Consider the following 17230-nt stretch of genomic DNA (forward strand, 5'->3'; position numbering starts at 1 on the left):
AACTGTCAACGCATAATCCGCAAAAATGATAACTTTTCTTTCCACAGGCAAAACAATCCATTTTTACCAAACAGAAACAATTTAAAACATCCCAACTCTATACCAAATCAATATGGCACTTAACGCGACGGTGCGAGCAGCCAACCCATACGCTCAGCAACGCAGTCCGCCAATGCGCGCACCCGCCCGCCCATCGTCTCAATAATCTCCGGCCGCGCCTCTGCGGCCATCATAGAAAGAGCAATCCCGGCCACAGGATGATTTGGACGATCACAGATCGCGGCACCGATACAAAACATACCTTCACGCAACTGACCGTCATCAAGCGAATAGCCCTTCTTCTTCACCACAGCCATCTCTGCTTCGAACGCCCTCAAGGATTGAACGCTTGAAGGTGTAATGGGCTTGGGCCACTCAGAAGGAAGATGACGCGTCAACTCCTGTGGGGACATCGAAGACAGCATCGCCTTTCCGGTCGCGGTAAACACAGCTGGCACACGCATCCCAATGCGGAACGTAATGCCAAGCGGCGCAGACGAGTCACGGCAAGAGAGATAAATGACTTCCGGACCTTCAAGGTGCGAAAGCGTCAATGTATAAGGATCAAGCCCTTCTGCTTCTGCCACGGCCTCATGAAACGCATCCACAATATCACTTCCGGCAAGGAAGCTATTCGCCCAGCGAACGGAATGCGGCCCCGTGGTAAAACTGCCATCACGATTAAGCTTCAGCAATTTAAGATGAACCATTGTCTGGCACAGGCCATGCACACTGCTTTTGGGCAATCCGGTCTGGCGCGCAATATCCGAGAGCTTCAGCCCTTCTCTGCCGGATTGATTTGCCTGCGCAATCTGATCCAGAATTTGCGAAGCCCGAACCACAGCCGGAACCAGCTTCAGGGAACTCTCGTCGTCGCTCACCGTTTTATCCATATGCTTAGCCGCTAACCTGACTGACCGATTGACTTTATCCGTCACGGCCTGTTTAATTCAATATATCGTAAGCTGTTCAATATACTGAACAGCTTGGTTCTTCAAGACTGGGATGGAATATCAGATATGCTCGCTTTAAAAGACCCCTCACTGCTTAAATCGCAATGTCTTGTGGATGGAAACTGGATAGACGCAGCAGACGGAAAAACTATTGACGTCACCAATCCGGTCGATGGCTCCGTCATTGGCACCGTTCCCTCCCTCTCTGTCGACACTATTAAAGAGACAATCAACGCTTCGAACAAGGCGCTGCCGGGTTGGGCTGCAAAGACCGCCAAAGAGCGCGCTGGAATCTTACGCAAATGGTTTGACCTGATCATTGCCAATGCAGATGACATTGCCCTTATCATGACATCGGAACAGGGCAAGCCGCTCGCTGAGGCGCGTGGTGAAGTTCTTTATGCGGCCTCTTTCATTGAATGGTTCGCAGAAGAAGCCAAGCGCGTCTATGGCGACACCATTCCGGCCACACAGCCCGGCCAGCGCCTGACCGTGATCCGTCAGCCGGTCGGTGTGACGGCGGCAATCACGCCATGGAACTTCCCGGCGGCAATGATTACGCGAAAGGCAGCGCCCGCACTGGCAGCTGGCTGCACGATGATCGTCCGGCCTGCCGATCTCACCCCACTCACCGCGCTTGCGCTTGGCGTTCTGGCGGAAAAGGCTGGAATCCCGGCAGGCGTTCTGCAGATCGTGACCGGCAAGGCCCGCGACATCGGCGCCGAACTCACCAGCAATGACATTGTCCGCAAGCTTTCCTTCACCGGCTCGACCGAAGTTGGTCGCCTGCTGATGGCGCAATGCGCACCGACCATCAAGCGCATCTCACTTGAGCTTGGCGGCAACGCACCTTTCATCGTGTTCGACGATGCCGACATCGATGCGGCTGTGGACGGCGCGATGCTTTCCAAATACCGCAATGCCGGGCAGACCTGTGTTTGCGCCAACCGCATCTATGTTCAGCGCGGCGTTTACGACACGTTTGCTGAAAAGCTGGCGCTTAAAGTGAAAGAATTAAAAGTCGGCAATGGCACCGAGCCGGGCGTCGTCATCGGCCCGATGATCGAAGAAAAGGCCATCACCAAGGTCAAAGCGCATATTGAAGATGCGGTTTCAAAAGGTGCAAAGCTTATTGCAGGCGGCAAGGAACTGGGTGGACTGTTCTTTGAACCGGGCATTCTGACAGGCGTTACCTCGGATATGCTTGTTGCCAAGGAAGAAACCTTTGGCCCGCTTGCACCGCTCTTTGCCTTCGACACGGAAGAAGAAGTGATCGCGGCTGCCAACGATACGATCTTCGGTCTGGCCGCTTACTTCTATACGGAGAACTTCAGCCGCGCGACCCGCGTCAGCGAAGGCCTGGAGTATGGCATGGTTGGACACAACACCGGCCTTATCTCCAACGAAGTCGCACCATTTGGTGGTGTAAAACAGTCGGGGCTCGGTCGCGAAGGCTCGAAATATGGCATCGAGGAATATCTCGAAACCAAATATATTTGCAGCGCTTACAAACGATAAAAATCAGCAAACACGACTTTAAAAGGGTGGCGCGCATTGTTCGCGCCGCCTTTTTTTATTATAGACGGTGCAAATAATCCCTGGGTGTTTGCCCCCTTAAAAAATCCGGAAATTTTCATGCTGCGCCGACTCTATGACTGGACGATCTCGCTTGCTGCCCGAAAGTCCGCCGAATACTGGCTCGCCTTCATCGCCTTTATAGAAAGCTCGGTATTTCTGGTGCCCGCCGATGTGCTCTTTCTTCCGATGGCGCTTGCGCGCCCGGAACGGGCCTATCGTTACGCGCTCGTCGCAACCATCTTTTCCGTTCTTGGCGGCATAGCAGGCTGGTATTTGGGCTATCATGCCTATGAGCAGGTCGCAAAGCCTGTGCTTGAAATGTATGGCAAGCTCGACACCTTCGAGCAAATGCGCGGAACGACCAGCGCCGACATGATTCTGCTGATGCTCATCACATCAGGCCTCGCGCATCTGCCGCCGATCAAGGTTGTCACCATCCTCTCCGGCGCGGCAGGCATCAATATCTGGTTGTTCATTGCATCCGCGATCATTGCGCGCGGCGCACGATTCTTCTTCCTCGCATGGCTGTTGAAGCGTTATGGTGAACCGATCCGCGAATTTATCGAAAAGCGTCTCGGCCTGCTGGCTGGTCTCGTTGCTGTTTTGCTGATCGTGCTCTTCGTCGGGATTAAATATCTGAACGCCTGATTTTGCCTCAAGCCGGTCAAATTTAATTGCTTGGAGGCGAAGCAGTATTTTAGGCTAAAGAAATAAGGCCAGCATGGCGCAGGAAATTTCATATGACATTTGCACTTAACAAGCCGGTTGGCAAAATTCAGTCTTGGACCGCAGGCATCATGGCAGTCGGAATGGCTGCAACAGTCGGAACGGCTTTGGGCTTCGAGCATCTGGCTGGTTTCATGCCCTGCAAACTCTGCCTTGAAGAACGCACGCCTTATTATATCGGCGTTCCGGTTCTGGCCGCAGCCTGGGTTTCTTATGGATTGAAATGGCCTCCGGTTCTCACGCGCGGTCTGATCCTGATTGGCGCACTGCTGATGACCTTTGGCCTTGCGCTTGCCATCTATCACACCGGTGTCGAACTCAAATACTGGCCGGGTCCGGCTGATTGCAGCGCAGCCACCATGAAGCTCACGCTGGATGCCGGCAATCTGCTCGGCGATCTCAACGCGACCCGCCCGCCTGCATGTGACAGCGCACCGGGCTTCTTTCTCGGCCTGTCATTTGCAGGATGGAACGTGGTCGCAAGCCTGCTTTTTGCAGCGATTGGCTACTACGGCGCTTTTGCAAAAGGTGGAAAGTAAGAGGGAATTCTGAGGAAGTTGTTCTTTCTGGGATCCGAATCAAAAAGCGGCAGGCCATGGCGAAAATGGTGGTTCTCGAATGCCGAAGCGAAATATAATTTTGGGTGCATGAGCATCGGAACGTAGACAAATTGCCATTTGCAGACCGGCATGGCGACTTTTGGAGCAGACACTAAGGCTCCAGTTCGACATCCCAATACAGAAAATCGAGCCAGCTTTCATGAAGATGGTTGGGTGGGAAAAGACGGCCATTTTTGTGCAGATCCTGCACGCTCGGCATGACCGGCTTCTGACGCGGCCACATATGTGCTTGAGCTGGCATCAACCCGCCTTTGCGCAGATTGCAAGGGGAGCACGCGGCGACAACATTTTCCCACGTCGTCTCGCCGCCATGGCAACGCGGGGTAACGTGATCAAAGGTCAGATCATGCGGAGAGCCGCAATACTGACATTCAAAACGATCACGCAGAAACAGATTGAAGCGCGTAAACGCCGGATGACGCGGCGGCTTTACATATTCTTTCAGGCAAATCACACTCGGCAAACGCATGGAAAACGATGGCGAAGATACGACCTGATCATATTCCGCCACGATATGCACGCGTTCAAGAAAGACTGCCTTGATCGCATCCTGCCAGGACCAGAGCGACAAAGGGTAATAGCTGAGCGGCCGATAGTCCGCATTGAGAACCAGAGCAGGCAAACCACTGCTCGAAACGGTTCGGGGAGAGACGGCTACATTCAAGGGCACACCTCCTTCAGAGCAACTCCGAAAGGAAAAGTGCGAATGGCTTTCCATGCGGAACTGCGCTCTTCACCGAAGCGCCCCGCACCCGTTATGGGCGCAACCTACAACGCTCCAGCTTTGTGAAAGCGGCAGCGCGATAGGCAGGAGATCAAGTTTCTGCGAATCGAAATACCGTCATTCACCTGATGCGAATAATGTAATCCCGACGTGACAGGATTGTGAAGCGGAAACGCGTTTATCACCCCGGAAACACGCAAGATTTACAGAAGAGGCGCAGCTTCGCGTCCCTTGATTGCGGCGTAATATGCCCAGAACAAACGCGCTGCCACGCCGCGCCATGGCGCCCAGTCTTCCGCAAGCAGACGAAGAGCCGCCGCATCAGGTCTCATTTCATGCGCGAAAGCGTGACCGACAGCCGTTTGCAGCGCCACATCGCCCGCCGGAAACACATCAGGATGACCAGCAGCAAACAGCAGATAGACTTCAGCCGTCCAGGGGCCGATGCCCTTAATAGCGGTCAACGCCTTGATCGCTTCTTCGGCAGGCAGATCGCACAGCCCATACAGGTCGATTGCCCCTTCTGCCAAGGCTTCGCTCAAGGCAAACAGCGTTCTCTGTTTCGGTCGTGAAAGCCCAGCAAAACGCCATGCCTCTTCCCCACCTGCGATATAAGCTTCCGGTGTCATCGGATCGATCACCTGCTTGAATCGCGCCCATATGGCACTCGCACTGGCTGTTGAAACCTGTTGTGCAACGATGATCGAGGCGAGGCTTTCAAAGCCCGGCTGAGACCTGCGCAGCGGCACGGCATGAGAACGGCCTCGGATATCGATTAGCCGTGCGTCGGCTAACACCAGCGCTTCAAGCCCGGCTTCAATATCGTCCAATGTATCGATCCGCCGCATTGTCAGGCCTTTCTTTTCACACGCGCGCAAAGTACCAATACCGTCAAATGACAATCAACTGACATCAACATGACAAAACCTGTTTTTCGCTTTGCTCCCAGCCCCAATGGTCAGTTACACCTTGGCCACGCCTATTCTGCACTTCTCAATGCACAAATGGCACGGATAAGCGAAGGACGCTTTCTGCTTCGCATGGAAGACATCGACACCGCCCGCTGCACGCCAGTGCTCGAACAGGGCATCTATGATGATCTTCACTGGCTCGGGCTTGAATGGGAACAGCCAGTGCGCCGCCAGTCGGAGCATTTTAGCGAATATCGCAATGCGCTGACCAAGCTTGCAGATAAGGGCCTCGTCTACCCCGCCTTTCTGAGCCGCACCGAGGTGCGCGCGATTATCGGCGAAGCGCATGCCAAGGGCCAGGACTGGCCGTCCGATCCGGACGGCACACCGCTTTATCCGCAAGGCGAACGGGAGATGAGCGACAAGGAACAGATGCAACGCATCGTTTCCGGTGCGCCCTATGCGTGGCGGCTCAATATGGAGAAAGCGCTCGACATGGCTGGCGAAGCGCTGTTCTGGAATGAAAGCGGCCAAGGCCCGGACGGTGAGACCGGCCACCTTATCGCCGATCCTGCACAATGGGGCGACGTGGTGATTGCCCGTAAAGACACACCTACGAGCTATCATCTTTCCGTCGTGGTGGATGATGCGTTGCAAGGCATCACGCATATTGTCCGCGGGCGCGACCTGTTTCATGCAACATCTGTGCACAGGCTTCTGCAGAAGCTTCTGGGCTTGCCGGAACCGCTTTATCATCATCACGAGCTTGTGCTGGGCGATGATGGTCTGAAACTATCCAAAAGCCGCAAGGATACGGCACTCAGCAGCCTGCGCGAACAGGGCTGGACTCCTGATCAGATTAAACGCACCCTGAGCTTGTAATTCATTTTCGCCGCAGCGTCACAAATGATGTGCCCGCACGCTGATTGACGAAAGCGCGCTAAAGCGGTTCAAAGACATCTTAATGGCTGGTGTTGAAAGATACTGGCAGTGTTTTTTTATTTGAAGGAGGCAGAGCCATGGTTTCTCAGAAAGCCGGTCATTACGTTGAGATAGAAGGCTTGCGCGTTGCCCCTGAACTGGTGGAGTTTCTGGAAAGCGAAGCCGCACCCGGCACAGGCGTTGAACCAGACGCCTTCTGGAAGGGCTTCGCCGCCATCATCCGCGATCTCGCACCGAAGAATCGCGCCCTCCTCAAAAAGCGCGACGACATGCAGGCCAAGATCGATGCCTGGTACAAGGACAATCGCGACAAAGGCTATTCGCAGGCCGACTACCAGAAATTCCTGAAAGATATCGGCTACCTCCTGCCGGAAGGCGGAGAATTCAAGGTTTCGACTGCCAATGTCGACCCGGAAATCATGCATATTGCAGGGCCGCAGCTTGTCGTTCCGGTCATGAATGCACGCTATGCGCTCAACGCCGCCAATGCACGCTGGGGTTCGCTCTATGACGCGCTTTACGGCACCGATGCGATCTCCGAAGAGGACGGCGCGGAAAAAGGCAAAGGCTACAACCCGAAGCGCGGCGAAAAAGTCATCGCATGGGCCAAGAATTTTCTCGATGAAAGCGCACCGCTCAATGCGGGCAAATGGGCCAACGTCACCGGCCTTTCCGTCAAGGACGGCAAACTCGCTGTAACGCTTGCCGATGGCTCAGCCACCGCCTTGAAGGACGGCAGTCAGTTCAAAGGCTATAATGGCGATGAAAGCGCACCCACCAATGTGCTCTTGGCCAAGAACAACATGCATGTCGATATCGTCATCAATGCGGACAGCCCGATCGGCAAGACCGACCCGGCACATATCGCAGACATGGTTCTGGAGTCGGCTATCAGCACGATTCAGGATTGCGAAGATTCGATTGCGGCCGTCGATGCGGAAGACAAGGTTGCGGTTTATCGCAACTGGCTCGGCCTGATGAATGGCAAGCTTGAAGACACGTTCGAGAAGAACGGCAAGCAGATGACGCGCCGCCTCAATGGCGACCGCAGCTATAAAACGCCTGATGGTTCCGACCTTACCCTCAAGGGCCGTTCGCTGATGCTGGTGCGCAATGTCGGCCACCTGATGACCAATCCGGCGATCATTGATGCCGACGGCCATGAAGTGCCGGAAGGCATCATGGATGCCGCTTTCACGAGCCTGATTGCACTGCATGACATTGGCCCGAACGGTCGCCATCTGAATTCGCGCGAAGGCTCGGTCTATATCGTCAAGCCAAAGATGCACGGACCGGAGGAAGTGGCATTTGCCAATGAAATCTTCACCCGCACCGAAGAGCTGCTTGGCATGAAGCCGAACACACTGAAAATCGGCATCATGGATGAAGAGCGCCGCACCACGGTTAACCTCAAGGAAGCAATCCGCGCCGCGAAAGAACGCGTCGTTTTCATCAATACCGGCTTCCTTGATCGCACCGGCGACGAAATCCACACCTCGATGGAAGCTGGCCCGATGATCCGCAAAGGCGACATGAAGCAGGCCGCCTGGATCGGCGCTTATGAACAGTGGAATGTCGACATCGGTCTTGAATGCGGCCTTTCTGGCCATGCGCAGATCGGCAAGGGCATGTGGGCGATGCCGGACCTGATGGCCGCCATGCTCGAACAGAAAATCGCCCATCCGAAGGCTGGAGCGAACACCGCATGGGTGCCATCGCCAACCGCAGCAACGCTCCACGCAACCCATTATCATCAGGTTGATGTGGCAGCAGTTCAGGAGAAACTGAAAAGTCGCCCACGTGCCAAGCTCGACGACATTCTGTCCGTGCCGGTCGCAAGCCGTCCAAACTGGACGCCGGAAGACATCCAGCACGAGATCGACAACAATGCGCAAGGCATTCTCGGTTATGTCGTGCGCTGGGTTGATCAGGGCGTAGGCTGCTCGAAAGTGCCGGACATTAACAATGTTGGCCTGATGGAAGACCGTGCCACGCTGCGTATTTCGGCACAGCATATCGCCAACTGGCTCTATCATGGCGTGGTTTCAGAAGCGCAAGTCATGGAAACCCTAAAACGCATGGCAGCTGTCGTGGACAAGCAGAATGAAGGCGATCCGCTTTATCGTCCGATGGCCGTAGACTTCGATAAGTCGATTGCTTTCCAGGCAGCTTGTGATCTCGTTTTCAAGGGCCGCGAACAGCCGAATGGCTACACCGAGCCAGTCCTGCATCGCCGCCGTTTGGAGTTAAAAGCGCAAGGCTGATTTTTATCCACTTGAAAGTGATCGAAAATGGCGGGAAAAATCCCGCCGTTTTCTTATTCATTAAGGCCTCTGACATGTCCCTCACCATCCGCTTTGCGAGTGAAGCTGATCTGCCTGCTCTGCTTGCGATCTATAATGATGCAGTCGAGAACACGCTTGCCATCTGGAACGAAACGCTCGTCGATCTGGAAAACCGCCGCGAATGGCTTGAAAATCGCAACCGGGACGGCTTTCCGGTTCTGGTGGCTGAACGGGAGGGACAGGTCGTTGGCTATGCAAGTTATGGCCCATTCCGTCTGTTTGAAGGTTTCCGCCACTCATCCGAACTCTCTGTTTATGTGGCAAGCGATGCACGCGGTGGCGGTATTGGACGCACACTTCTGGCAGAGCTTGTAGAAGAAGCACGCGAACGCAAAGTCCATGTCCTTGTAGCAGGCATCGAATCTGGCAATGCAGCATCAATCGCGCTGCACAAATCGCAAGGCTTTGAAGATAGTGGTACGCTGAAACAGGTCGGCCAGAAATTCGGACGCTGGCTAGACCTGACTTTCATGCAGAAAATACTCTAAACACGGCTATCCAATAAAGACGCAGCCGCTTATTGCCCTGCTGCGCCTTTTTTGTTTATACAAGCATATTCGCAAGGACCCGGTGAAAGCCCGGGTGGCTCTTCTGGCCGCCTATCCGCCAGACAACGCAACAACATCCCCATTTTTACAATCGGCCATGTTGATTCGGGCATCCCTGTCCGTTTTCTATTTGCGGAAAATTCAATGACACGTCTTGCTGCCTACCGCCGCGAGTGGTTCTCCAATATTCGCGGCGATATTCTTTCCGGTATCGTCGTAGCACTCGCTCTTATCCCGGAAGCTATCGGCTTTTCTGTTATCGCCGGCGTCGATCCCAAAGTCGGCCTTTTCGCTTCTTTCGCCATTGCCTGTGTTTCCGCCTTCACCGGCGGACGCCCCGGCATGATCTCTGCTGCGACCGCTGCAACGGCTGTGGTGATGGTCTCACTCGTCAAGGAACATGGGTTGCAATATCTTTTTGCAGCCACGATCCTGATGGGCTTTTTTCAAATCATCGCAGGCTTTCTCAAAGTCGGGCGGCTGATGCGTTTCGTTTCGCGATCCGTCATCACCGGCTTCGTCAATGCCTTGGCAATCCTCATTTTCATGGCACAATTGCCCGAACTCATCCATGTCCCCGTCGAGACATATTGGATGATCGCAGGTGGCCTCGCCATCATCTATCTGTTTCCGCGCATAACCAGAGTGATCCCATCGCCACTGGTGGCAATCGCGGTTTTGACCACGCTTGCGTGGACAACCGGCATGGATCTGCGCACCGTGGGTGATCTTGGCGAATTGCCATCGGCTTTGCCGATCTTCGCGCTTCCACAAGTGCCGCTGACCCTCGAAACACTGCAAATCATCCTGCCTTATTCGATCACGCTTGCAGCCGTTGGCCTGCTCGAATCGCTGTTGACCGCCCAGATTGTCGATGACATGACGGATACAACCAGCAACAAAAGCCAGGAATGCATTGGTCAGGGCACCAGCAATATCGCATCCGCGATGATTGGTGGCATGGGTGGTTGCGCCATGATCGGACAGTCGGTGATCAATGTCACATCCGGCGGTCGCGGCAGGCTTTCAACCTTTGTTGCTGGTTCTTTCCTGCTGTTTCTTATTCTCGTTCTCGACGATCTGGTGCGGATCATTCCGATGGCAGCCCTCGTGGCGGTGATGATCATGGTGTCAATTGGCACCTTCTCATGGCGTTCGATCCTCGATTTGCGCCGCAACCCGCCATCCTCCTCCATTGTCATGCTGGCAACCGTCGTAACAGTGGTTTCCACTCATGATCTTGCCAAGGGCGTTCTGGTTGGCGTGCTGCTTTCCGGTGTATTTTTCGCAGGCAAGGTCGCAAAGATGTTCCGTGTAAGCGAAACCATCAATGAGGATGAAAACGAGCGCACCTACACCGTTCAGGGCCAAATCTTCTTTGCCTCCGCGCAAAGCTTCATTGCGGCTTTCGATTTTTCCACGCCTGCAAAGAAAGTGACGATTGATGTCAGTCATGCCCATCTGTGGGATATCACATCAGTCGACGCTCTTGATAAAGTTGTTTTGAAATACCGTGCTGGCGGTACGGATGTTTCTGTGATCGGCTTTAATGAAGCAAGTAGTGACATGATCGACCGCTTCGCCGTCCACGATAAGGAAATTGGCACCGCGAAACTGGCGGTACACTAAACAAAGAAAAGGGCCGCTTTCGCGGCCCTTTTTATCAGTTCACCTGTGGAACGGCAGGCAGATCATCAAGCCCAATAGCCCCTTCAACCTGATCGCTGCGGGCAATCAGGTAGAGGCCAAGCACAGAGGTCAGAGCGGCGATGAACACCAGATACCAGGCATGCGCCATCGGGTTGACCGCCAGAAGCGAGGTTACGATCACCGGCGTCAGACCACCGAAAACCGCATAGGAAACATTGTAGGAAAACGACAGGCCCGAGAAGCGCACTGGCGCCGGAAATGCCCGCACCATCACATAAGGGGCCGCGCCAACCATGCCCACCGAAAGGCCCATCACTGCATAAAGCGCAAACAGAACAGGCAGAGAAACTGCCGCATAGGTGTAGAACACGAAAGTCGCAATACCGAAGAAAATGCCTGCAACGGCAAAGAATCGACCGCTGCCAATGCGATCAACGATCGCGCCGGCACTCACTGTTCCAAACATCAGAAACAACGTGCCGAAGCTCGTGGCGGCAAGCGACTGCAAAGGCGTGTAGCCATAAAGTTTTTGCAAGAAAGTTGCCGTCATCAGCGTGGTGACGACAATGCCAGCCGACAGAATCCAGGTCAGCAGCACAGAAATGATAACCCCATGCATGTGGTTGCGCAGAACGGTGCCAAGCGGCAGCTTGTCCTTGAGGAGATGACTGTTCTTCATCTCGGCGAAAATCGGGGTTTCAGCCAACCAGCGGCGCAGATAAACGGCGAATAGGCCAAAAATACCACCGATGAAGAATGGTATGCGCCAGGCGTAAGCAGCAAGTTCTTCCGGCGCGAAAATCCAGTTGATGGCGGTGGCGATCAGCGAGCCGATCATGATACCGAGTGTCAGGCCCGAGCAGAGAAAGCCGCACGCCATGCCAACACGATTGGCGGGGACATGCTCCGCCACAAAGGTCCATGCGCCGGGCACTTCGCCACCGATGGCAGCGCCCTGCAACATGCGGAAGATGATCAGCAGAATGGGCGCACCAACGCCAAGCGTTGCATAGGTTGGCAGGCAGGCCATCGCCAAGGTCGAGATCGACATCAGAAATACCGAGAATGCAAACACGCGCTTGCGGCCAAATTTATCACCGAAATGCGCCAGCACGATGCCACCAATCGGACGCACCAGATAACCAGCAGCGAAGATGCCAAAAGTCTGGATCAGCACCAGCCAGTCAGGCATATCGGGCGGGAAAAACAAATGACCAATGACGCTCGCAAAAAACACGAAGATGATAAAATCATAAAACTCCAGCGCACCGCCCAATGCAGAAAGGCCAAGGGTGCGGAAATCCTGCCGGTTTAGCGGGCGGGGATTGGGGCTTGTATGGGAGTTTGTCGATGCCATCAATTCGTTCTCTTCTGACGGGTTTGCTGATGTGAAGCCCTCTTTATTGGGCCGGGGTTTAATGCGCCAATTGTGCCTTCGCTGCAAGGCTTGACTTTCAGCCCAAAAATCCCTTACTTAGAACCATTCTAAACTATGGATTTGAGAAATGATTAGTCGATTTTTCAGCAATGGCCGCCGCCCTTTTGAATCACTCTCCGAACAGGAGATCCTCGCCCTCGCCATTTCATCGGAGGAAGATGACGCACGCATCTATCTGGCCTACGCTGACGGCCTGCGTGATGAATTTCCGCAGTCAGCGAAAATCTTTGAACAAATGGCTGATGAAGAGCATCAGCATCGTGATGCGCTCATTGCGCGACACCGCGCCCGTTTTGGGGACAATATTCCGCTCATTCGCCGTGAACATGTCAGCGGCTATTATGAGCGCAAACCCGACTGGCTTGTCCGCCCCCTGGGGATCGACAAGGTGCGTGACGCCGCAGCGCAAATGGAAGAGCAAGCCTACCGCTTTTATATTGAAGCTGCCAAACGTGTCACCGACGCGCAGACACGCCAGCTGCTGGGCGACCTTGCACTGCAGGAAAAAAAGCACGAAGCAAAAGCTGAATCGCTTGAGAATGAACTCACACCGCACACCGTGCAGGACGAAGAACGCGCACTTGAGCGGAAACAGTTCATCCTGACCTATGTGCAGCCGGGTCTGGCTGGGTTGATGGATGGCTCGGTCTCCACTCTCGCGCCGATTTTTGCGGCAGCTTTCGCCACGCAGGATACATGGCAGACATTTCTCGTCGGCCTTTCGGCCTCGGTGGGTGCGGGTATTTCGATGGGCTTTACGGAAGCCGTGCATGATGATGGCAAGCTGTCAGGCCGTGGGTCACCGATCAAGCGCGGCATTTCCTGCGGCGTGATGACGACACTCGGCGGCCTTGGCCACACCCTGCCCTATCTCATCAAAGACTTCTGGACCGCGACAAGCATCGCAGCAATTCTTGTGTTCTTCGAACTCTGGGCCATCGCATTCATCCAGAACCGCTATATGGAAACGCCATTCTTCCGCGCAGCCCTTCAGGTGGTGTTCGGTGGCGCGCTTGTGCTGGCTGCCGGCATATTGATTGGCAGTGCCTAGACCTCGGCCTTCTCACAAGACCGCGAAGCGGGTTCCAAAAACGCATCAATCGCAATACGCCCCTGCCGGGAAACAGTAACAAAACTGTTTGCCGGCACGGCCATCCAGTTTGCAGCATCCCCATCAAGTGGCTCCGATACAACGCATATACCAGACGCGCTGCCCAGCGTGGCCGTATAAAGCGTCGGCGCAAAGGCATCGGTGGCATAACGGATTGCATAAAGCTGATTGCCATCGGAGAAAGCCGCCGTCAGCCGCAGGAATGGCGGCACACCCGCGCGCACGGCGTCTTCAACAATTGTTGAAACCATGCGCTTCATGGCCAGAACAGGATCTCGATCAAGGCCAAACTCCAGCATCAGAAGAAAGATCAGCTCCGAATCAGTCGCGCCGTGTTTTTGCGCATAGACCTCGTCGCTCAGATGGCCTTCCAGCCTGCGCCGCAAACGGTCGAAATTGCCGATCTGTCCATTATGCATAAAGCTCCAGCGATCTGAAACGAAGGGATGACAGTTGGAGCGGCTTGTCAATCCACCGGTTGATGCGCGGACATGGGCAAGAAAAAGGCGCGACCGGATCTGCCGCGCAAGACTGTGTAAGTTCTGATCGGACCATGCGGGCAGAATATCCCGATAAAGCCCCGGCTCACTGCGCTCGCCATACCAGGCAACACCAAAACCGTCGCCATTGGTTCGTGTTTTTGCTTCATGCGCGTCGTGGCTCTGCGCCACGAGCGAATGACAGGGAGACGATATAATGTCTTCCAGATAGGTTTCAGGTCCAAGATAAGCGGCCCAACGACACATTTTCGATCCGGCGATTACCGGCCCCGGTTATGAGTTCGCTCATACAACTGGCGAACAATTGTGCTCGCAGTCTTCTCGAACAAAAATGGCAAAATTGCATGAATGAGGGCAGCAAAAGCTGCACAAAAAAGCTTGAACGAAAAACGACCCGCAAAGGCCATATGCTCAAAATAGGTTTCATCTACGGATTCAGGATGCTCCGTAAAAAGCCGTGTAATACGTGTTGTCATTGAAAATACTCCCGTCAACGAGCAATTTGTTCCCATTTATGCAGCGCAGAAGCGCCTTTCTGGAAAATCATTTTAGCAAAAGCAAACGAGATGAAATCTCAATTTATCCTTGATAATTTACATTTTATGAGACAATCATCCCAATATGAAGCTCGCACTGGATGAAATTGATCGAAAAATCTTGAATGAGTTGCAAATTGACGGAACCCTATCCGTTGATTCTCTCTCAGAGCGCGTGCATCTTTCCCGCAATGCCTGCTGGCGGCGGGTCAAACGCATGGAAGATGAAGGCGTCATCAAGGCGCGTGTCGCTTTGGTCGATGCCGAAATGGCAGGTTGCGGCCTTTCCGTCTTCATTCTGGTTCGCACATCAAGCCACGACCCTGAGTGGCTGGGGAAATTTCGCAGCGCCACGGCCCGTTTTCCGGAAATCGTTGGCGTCTATCGCATGACCGGCGATCTCGACTATGTGCTCAAAGCGCGCGTTTCAGACGTCAAGGCCTATGACCGGCTCTATCAGCGGCTGATCGCAAGCGTTCCTTTGTCGGATGTGTCGGCTTCTTTCGTCATGGAAGAGATCAAGGAAACCACGGCTGTGCCGCTTGAACGGGATTAATTCTCCCGTGAAAGGCAGCTCATGGTGTAAAAGCATGATCCTGTGCCGCACTATCATTGCAAAACTAAAAATAGGCGGTACACCTTTGATGTGTTTTCACGTATGAGCGTCGCCAATTTAACTTCACGTAGGAAAGGCCCCCTCATGACAGCACCAACGCTCGGCATCATTCGCCTTGAACATGCGGAAAGCCTTGATCTCCCCGCTTATGAGACCTCCGGCTCGGCTGGCATGGATCTCCGCGCCGCTGTAGCAGAAGATCGCCAGATCGTGCTTCTGCCGGGGCGCCGCACCCTGGTACCAACCGGCCTCATCTTTGAAATCCCGGAAGGCTATGAAGTGCAGATCCGCCCTCGCTCTGGCCTCGCCTTCAAGCATGGCATCACCTGCCTCAACACGCCGGGGACCATTGATTCCGACTATCGCGGCGAAGTGAAGGTGCTTCTTGTTAATCTCGGTGACGAAGATTTCCGCATCGAACGCGGCATGCGCATTGCGCAGGCAGTCTTCGCGCCGGTCATTCAGCCAAAAATTGAAGAGCGCTCACAGGTCAGCGAAACAGCCCGCGGTGCTGGCGGTTTCGGTTCAACCGGCACAGCCTGATAAATCGGGCATATAAAGTGAGAATAAGCCGGGGATCCCCGGCTTTTCTTTTATTGTTCACCCTTGGGTTAAATGATGATTCAAGCCACCCATTTTTGGGGCTATTAGGCGCATGACAAATAATTAAGATGAATTCCTCAATATGTAGACATAGATAACCAGCAAAGACTGGTTTGATATTGATTTTCAGAGGTTACCGGGTGCTCAAATCCAACGATTCACTTTCCACAGGTTCAAAGCAAAAGCGCGTAAAGCGCAATCGAAGCCGCTTCTGGCTTCTGCTGCCGATTGCTGTGATCGTACTGGGTGGTGGCTGGTATGTGCTGAGTGGGCGGGAATCCGGCAGCCAGCAAAGCGCTTATCTGGCTGAAACCGTGCAACGTGGAAATATCGAAGATTCGATAACAGCAGTTGGTAAACTCAACGCTTTGCGCAGCATCAATGTCGGCGCGCAAGTTTCGGGGCAGTTAAAAAGCGTGAAGGTTGAAGTTGGCGATGAAGTCAAACAAGGTGACTTGATTGCCGAAATCGACCCCTCCCCTTTTGAGAAAAAAGTAGAGATTTCCAGCGCCCAGCTCGATAATCTGAAAGCGCAGCTGTTAAGCAAACAGGCACAGCTTACGCTCAAGAAAGCCAATGCTGCCCGCCAGCGCTCGCTGCTCGCCACCCGCAACGCATCGCAGTCGACGATTGATCAGGCTGATGCCGACCTTTCCATGGCCGAAGCCGATGTCAAAGCCCTGAGTGCGCAAATCCGCCAGCAGGAGGCACAGCTTGCAAGCGACAAGGTCGATCTTGGCTATACAAAAATTTACAGCCCTATGACCGGCACCGTCGTTGATCAGACCACCAAAGAGGGCGAAACGCTGAATGCCGTGCAGAGTGCACCGACCGTGGTAACGGTCGCAGACCTCAAAGTCATGACCGTGGAAGCTCAGGTTTCCGAAGCTGACATCAGCAGGCTAAAGCCCGGAATGCCAGTCTATTTCACACTTCTCGGCCAGCCGGACAAGCGTTTTACCGGCACGTTACGCCAGATCAAACCAACGCCTCAGACTGACAATAATGTCGTTCTTTATTATGCGCTGTTTGACGTTCCCAATCCAACCGGCGAACTCATGATCAATATGAGTGCACAGGTCTATTTCGTGCTCGATCACGCAGACAATGTGCTCATTGTTCCCACCGCAGCGCTTCACGCCAAGCCTGATGGTGCAGGTAAACCGCAGACGAGTGTTCAGGTCGTCGATCAAAATGGTTCGGTGGCAGAACGCACTGTTGAAGTCGGCGTTCGCAACCGCGTGCAGGCTGAAATTAAGAACGGTCTTGAAGAAGGCGACAAGGTCATCGTCACCTCAGCATCTGCAACCGCAGGCTCCAATGCACGTGGCCGCAGGTCCGGCGGTATGTTCTTCTAGAGCATTTCCAGCAAAAGTGCGAAGCGGTTTTG

General features: G+C 54.1%; 17 protein-coding genes and 1 other annotated feature. Of the genes, 11 read left to right on the forward strand and 6 right to left on the reverse strand.

Going from position 1 to position 17230, the window contains the following annotated elements; translation table 11 throughout:
- Positions 1-119: 119 nt before the first annotated feature.
- Positions 120-932 (reverse strand): IclR family transcriptional regulator, encoded by an 813-nt coding sequence (locus tag ABE527_RS10645; RefSeq protein WP_499694468.1) that lies wholly within the window; start codon positions 930-932, stop codon positions 120-122.
- 126 nt (positions 933-1058) lie between these two features.
- Between ABE527_RS10645 and ABE527_RS10650 the strand changes: the two genes are divergently transcribed.
- The 3 genes from ABE527_RS10650 to ABE527_RS10660 all read left to right on the forward strand — a co-directional run bounded on the left by ABE527_RS10650 (position 1059) and on the right by ABE527_RS10660 (position 3835).
- The gene (locus ABE527_RS10650) at positions 1059-2510 is read left to right on the forward strand and encodes an NAD-dependent succinate-semialdehyde dehydrogenase (RefSeq protein WP_499696910.1); all 1452 of its coding nucleotides are present in this window, start codon (positions 1059-1061) and stop codon (positions 2508-2510) included.
- 117 nt (positions 2511-2627) lie between these two features.
- Positions 2628-3218, forward strand: coding sequence for a YqaA family protein (locus ABE527_RS10655; protein ID WP_019186284.1), 591 nt, complete (start codon positions 2628-2630; stop codon positions 3216-3218).
- Positions 3219-3310: 92 nt separating this feature from the next.
- Entirely contained in the window at positions 3311-3835 is a 525-nt protein-coding gene (locus ABE527_RS10660) for a disulfide bond formation protein B (RefSeq protein ID WP_499696911.1), read from the forward strand.
- Positions 3836-4007: 172 nt separating this feature from the next.
- Here ABE527_RS10660 and ABE527_RS10665 read toward each other — a convergent pair whose 3' ends face one another.
- Positions 4008-4580, reverse strand: a complete 573-nt coding sequence (locus tag ABE527_RS10665) for an HNH endonuclease (RefSeq protein ID WP_026070265.1) — start codon at positions 4578-4580, stop codon at positions 4008-4010.
- Between the two features lie 263 nt (positions 4581-4843).
- The gene (locus ABE527_RS10670) at positions 4844-5488 is read right to left on the reverse strand and encodes a DNA-3-methyladenine glycosylase family protein (RefSeq protein WP_499694581.1); all 645 of its coding nucleotides are present in this window, start codon (positions 5486-5488) and stop codon (positions 4844-4846) included.
- A gap of 69 nt (positions 5489-5557) precedes the next feature.
- Here ABE527_RS10670 and gluQRS point away from each other — a divergent pair, with 69 nt between their 5' ends.
- From gluQRS to ABE527_RS10690, 4 genes are all read left to right on the forward strand, one after another.
- Entirely contained in the window at positions 5558-6433 is an 876-nt protein-coding gene (gluQRS, locus tag ABE527_RS10675; RefSeq protein WP_499696912.1) for a tRNA glutamyl-Q(34) synthetase GluQRS, read from the forward strand.
- Between the two features lie 137 nt (positions 6434-6570).
- The gene (locus ABE527_RS10680; RefSeq protein ID WP_499696913.1) at positions 6571-8757 is read left to right on the forward strand and encodes a malate synthase G; all 2187 of its coding nucleotides are present in this window, start codon (positions 6571-6573) and stop codon (positions 8755-8757) included.
- A gap of 74 nt (positions 8758-8831) precedes the next feature.
- Entirely contained in the window at positions 8832-9326 is a 495-nt protein-coding gene (locus ABE527_RS10685) for a GNAT family N-acetyltransferase (protein ID WP_499696914.1), read from the forward strand.
- A gap of 72 nt (positions 9327-9398) precedes the next feature.
- Positions 9399-9454: a sequence feature (sul1 is cis-regulatory element that is thought to sense ions involved in sulfur or methionine metabolism; They are found in Alphaproteobacteria), on the forward strand.
- Between the two features lie 76 nt (positions 9455-9530).
- Positions 9531-11015: a SulP family inorganic anion transporter gene (locus ABE527_RS10690; RefSeq protein ID WP_499696915.1), complete on the forward strand. Its 1485-nt coding sequence runs from the start codon at positions 9531-9533 to the stop codon at positions 11013-11015.
- A 34-nt stretch (positions 11016-11049) separates the two neighbouring features.
- Here ABE527_RS10690 and ABE527_RS10695 read toward each other — a convergent pair whose 3' ends face one another.
- Positions 11050-12393, reverse strand: a complete 1344-nt coding sequence (locus ABE527_RS10695; protein ID WP_499696916.1) for an MFS transporter — start codon at positions 12391-12393, stop codon at positions 11050-11052.
- A 148-nt stretch (positions 12394-12541) separates the two neighbouring features.
- Between ABE527_RS10695 and mbfA the strand changes: the two genes are divergently transcribed.
- A complete protein-coding gene (gene mbfA / locus ABE527_RS10700) occupies positions 12542-13525 on the forward strand; it encodes an iron exporter MbfA (protein ID WP_396998128.1) in 984 nt (327 codons plus the stop codon).
- Here the strand turns inward: mbfA and ABE527_RS10705 are convergent.
- Both ABE527_RS10705 and ABE527_RS10710 read right to left on the reverse strand, forming a co-directional pair.
- Positions 13522-14331, reverse strand: coding sequence for a class II glutamine amidotransferase (locus tag ABE527_RS10705; protein WP_265984762.1), 810 nt, complete (start codon positions 14329-14331; stop codon positions 13522-13524). The genes mbfA and ABE527_RS10705 overlap by 4 nt on opposite strands.
- A 14-nt stretch (positions 14332-14345) precedes the next feature.
- A complete protein-coding gene (locus ABE527_RS10710; RefSeq protein WP_140021890.1) occupies positions 14346-14561 on the reverse strand; it encodes a DUF6356 family protein in 216 nt (71 codons plus the stop codon).
- 145 nt (positions 14562-14706) lie between these two features.
- On the opposite strand from ABE527_RS10710, the gene ABE527_RS10715 reads away from it, so the two are divergent.
- From ABE527_RS10715 to ABE527_RS10725, 3 genes are all read left to right on the forward strand, one after another.
- Positions 14707-15177, forward strand: coding sequence for an Lrp/AsnC family transcriptional regulator (locus ABE527_RS10715; protein ID WP_499696917.1), 471 nt, complete (start codon positions 14707-14709; stop codon positions 15175-15177).
- A gap of 144 nt (positions 15178-15321) precedes the next feature.
- The gene (gene dut, locus ABE527_RS10720; protein WP_499694478.1) at positions 15322-15780 is read left to right on the forward strand and encodes a dUTP diphosphatase; all 459 of its coding nucleotides are present in this window, start codon (positions 15322-15324) and stop codon (positions 15778-15780) included.
- A gap of 200 nt (positions 15781-15980) precedes the next feature.
- The gene (locus ABE527_RS10725; protein WP_499696918.1) at positions 15981-17198 is read left to right on the forward strand and encodes an efflux RND transporter periplasmic adaptor subunit; all 1218 of its coding nucleotides are present in this window, start codon (positions 15981-15983) and stop codon (positions 17196-17198) included.
- Positions 17199-17230 lie beyond the last annotated feature (32 nt).

This window comes from Brucella sp. TWI432 (assembly GCF_039674445.1).
In the GTDB taxonomy this organism is placed as follows: Bacteria; Pseudomonadota; Alphaproteobacteria; order Rhizobiales; family Rhizobiaceae; genus Brucella; species Brucella chromiisoli.

Excerpts from the sequence above, each read along its gene's own strand:
- ABE527_RS10645 (WP_499694468.1), bottom strand. The coding sequence starts at position 932 with ATGGATAAAACGGTGAGCGACGACGAGAGTTCCCTGAAGCTGGTTCCG.
- ABE527_RS10650 (WP_499696910.1), top strand. The coding sequence starts at position 1,059 with ATGCTCGCTTTAAAAGACCCCTCACTGCTTAAATCGCAATGTCTTGTG.
- ABE527_RS10655 (WP_019186284.1), top strand. The coding sequence starts at position 2,628 with ATGCTGCGCCGACTCTATGACTGGACGATCTCGCTTGCTGCCCGAAAG.
- ABE527_RS10660 (WP_499696911.1), top strand. The coding sequence starts at position 3,311 with ATGACATTTGCACTTAACAAGCCGGTTGGCAAAATTCAGTCTTGGACC.
- ABE527_RS10670 (WP_499694581.1), bottom strand. The coding sequence starts at position 5,488 with ATGCGGCGGATCGATACATTGGACGATATTGAAGCCGGGCTTGAAGCG.
- gluQRS (WP_499696912.1), top strand. The coding sequence starts at position 5,558 with ATGACAAAACCTGTTTTTCGCTTTGCTCCCAGCCCCAATGGTCAGTTA.
- ABE527_RS10680 (WP_499696913.1), top strand. The coding sequence starts at position 6,571 with ATGGTTTCTCAGAAAGCCGGTCATTACGTTGAGATAGAAGGCTTGCGC.
- ABE527_RS10685 (WP_499696914.1), top strand. The coding sequence starts at position 8,832 with ATGTCCCTCACCATCCGCTTTGCGAGTGAAGCTGATCTGCCTGCTCTG.
- ABE527_RS10690 (WP_499696915.1), top strand. The coding sequence starts at position 9,531 with ATGACACGTCTTGCTGCCTACCGCCGCGAGTGGTTCTCCAATATTCGC.
- ABE527_RS10695 (WP_499696916.1), bottom strand. The coding sequence starts at position 12,393 with ATGGCATCGACAAACTCCCATACAAGCCCCAATCCCCGCCCGCTAAAC.
- mbfA (WP_396998128.1), top strand. The coding sequence starts at position 12,542 with ATGATTAGTCGATTTTTCAGCAATGGCCGCCGCCCTTTTGAATCACTC.
- ABE527_RS10705 (WP_265984762.1), bottom strand. The coding sequence starts at position 14,331 with ATGTGTCGTTGGGCCGCTTATCTTGGACCTGAAACCTATCTGGAAGAC.
- ABE527_RS10710 (WP_140021890.1), bottom strand. The coding sequence starts at position 14,561 with ATGACAACACGTATTACACGGCTTTTTACGGAGCATCCTGAATCCGTA.
- ABE527_RS10715 (WP_499696917.1), top strand. The coding sequence starts at position 14,707 with ATGAAGCTCGCACTGGATGAAATTGATCGAAAAATCTTGAATGAGTTG.
- dut (WP_499694478.1), top strand. The coding sequence starts at position 15,322 with ATGACAGCACCAACGCTCGGCATCATTCGCCTTGAACATGCGGAAAGC.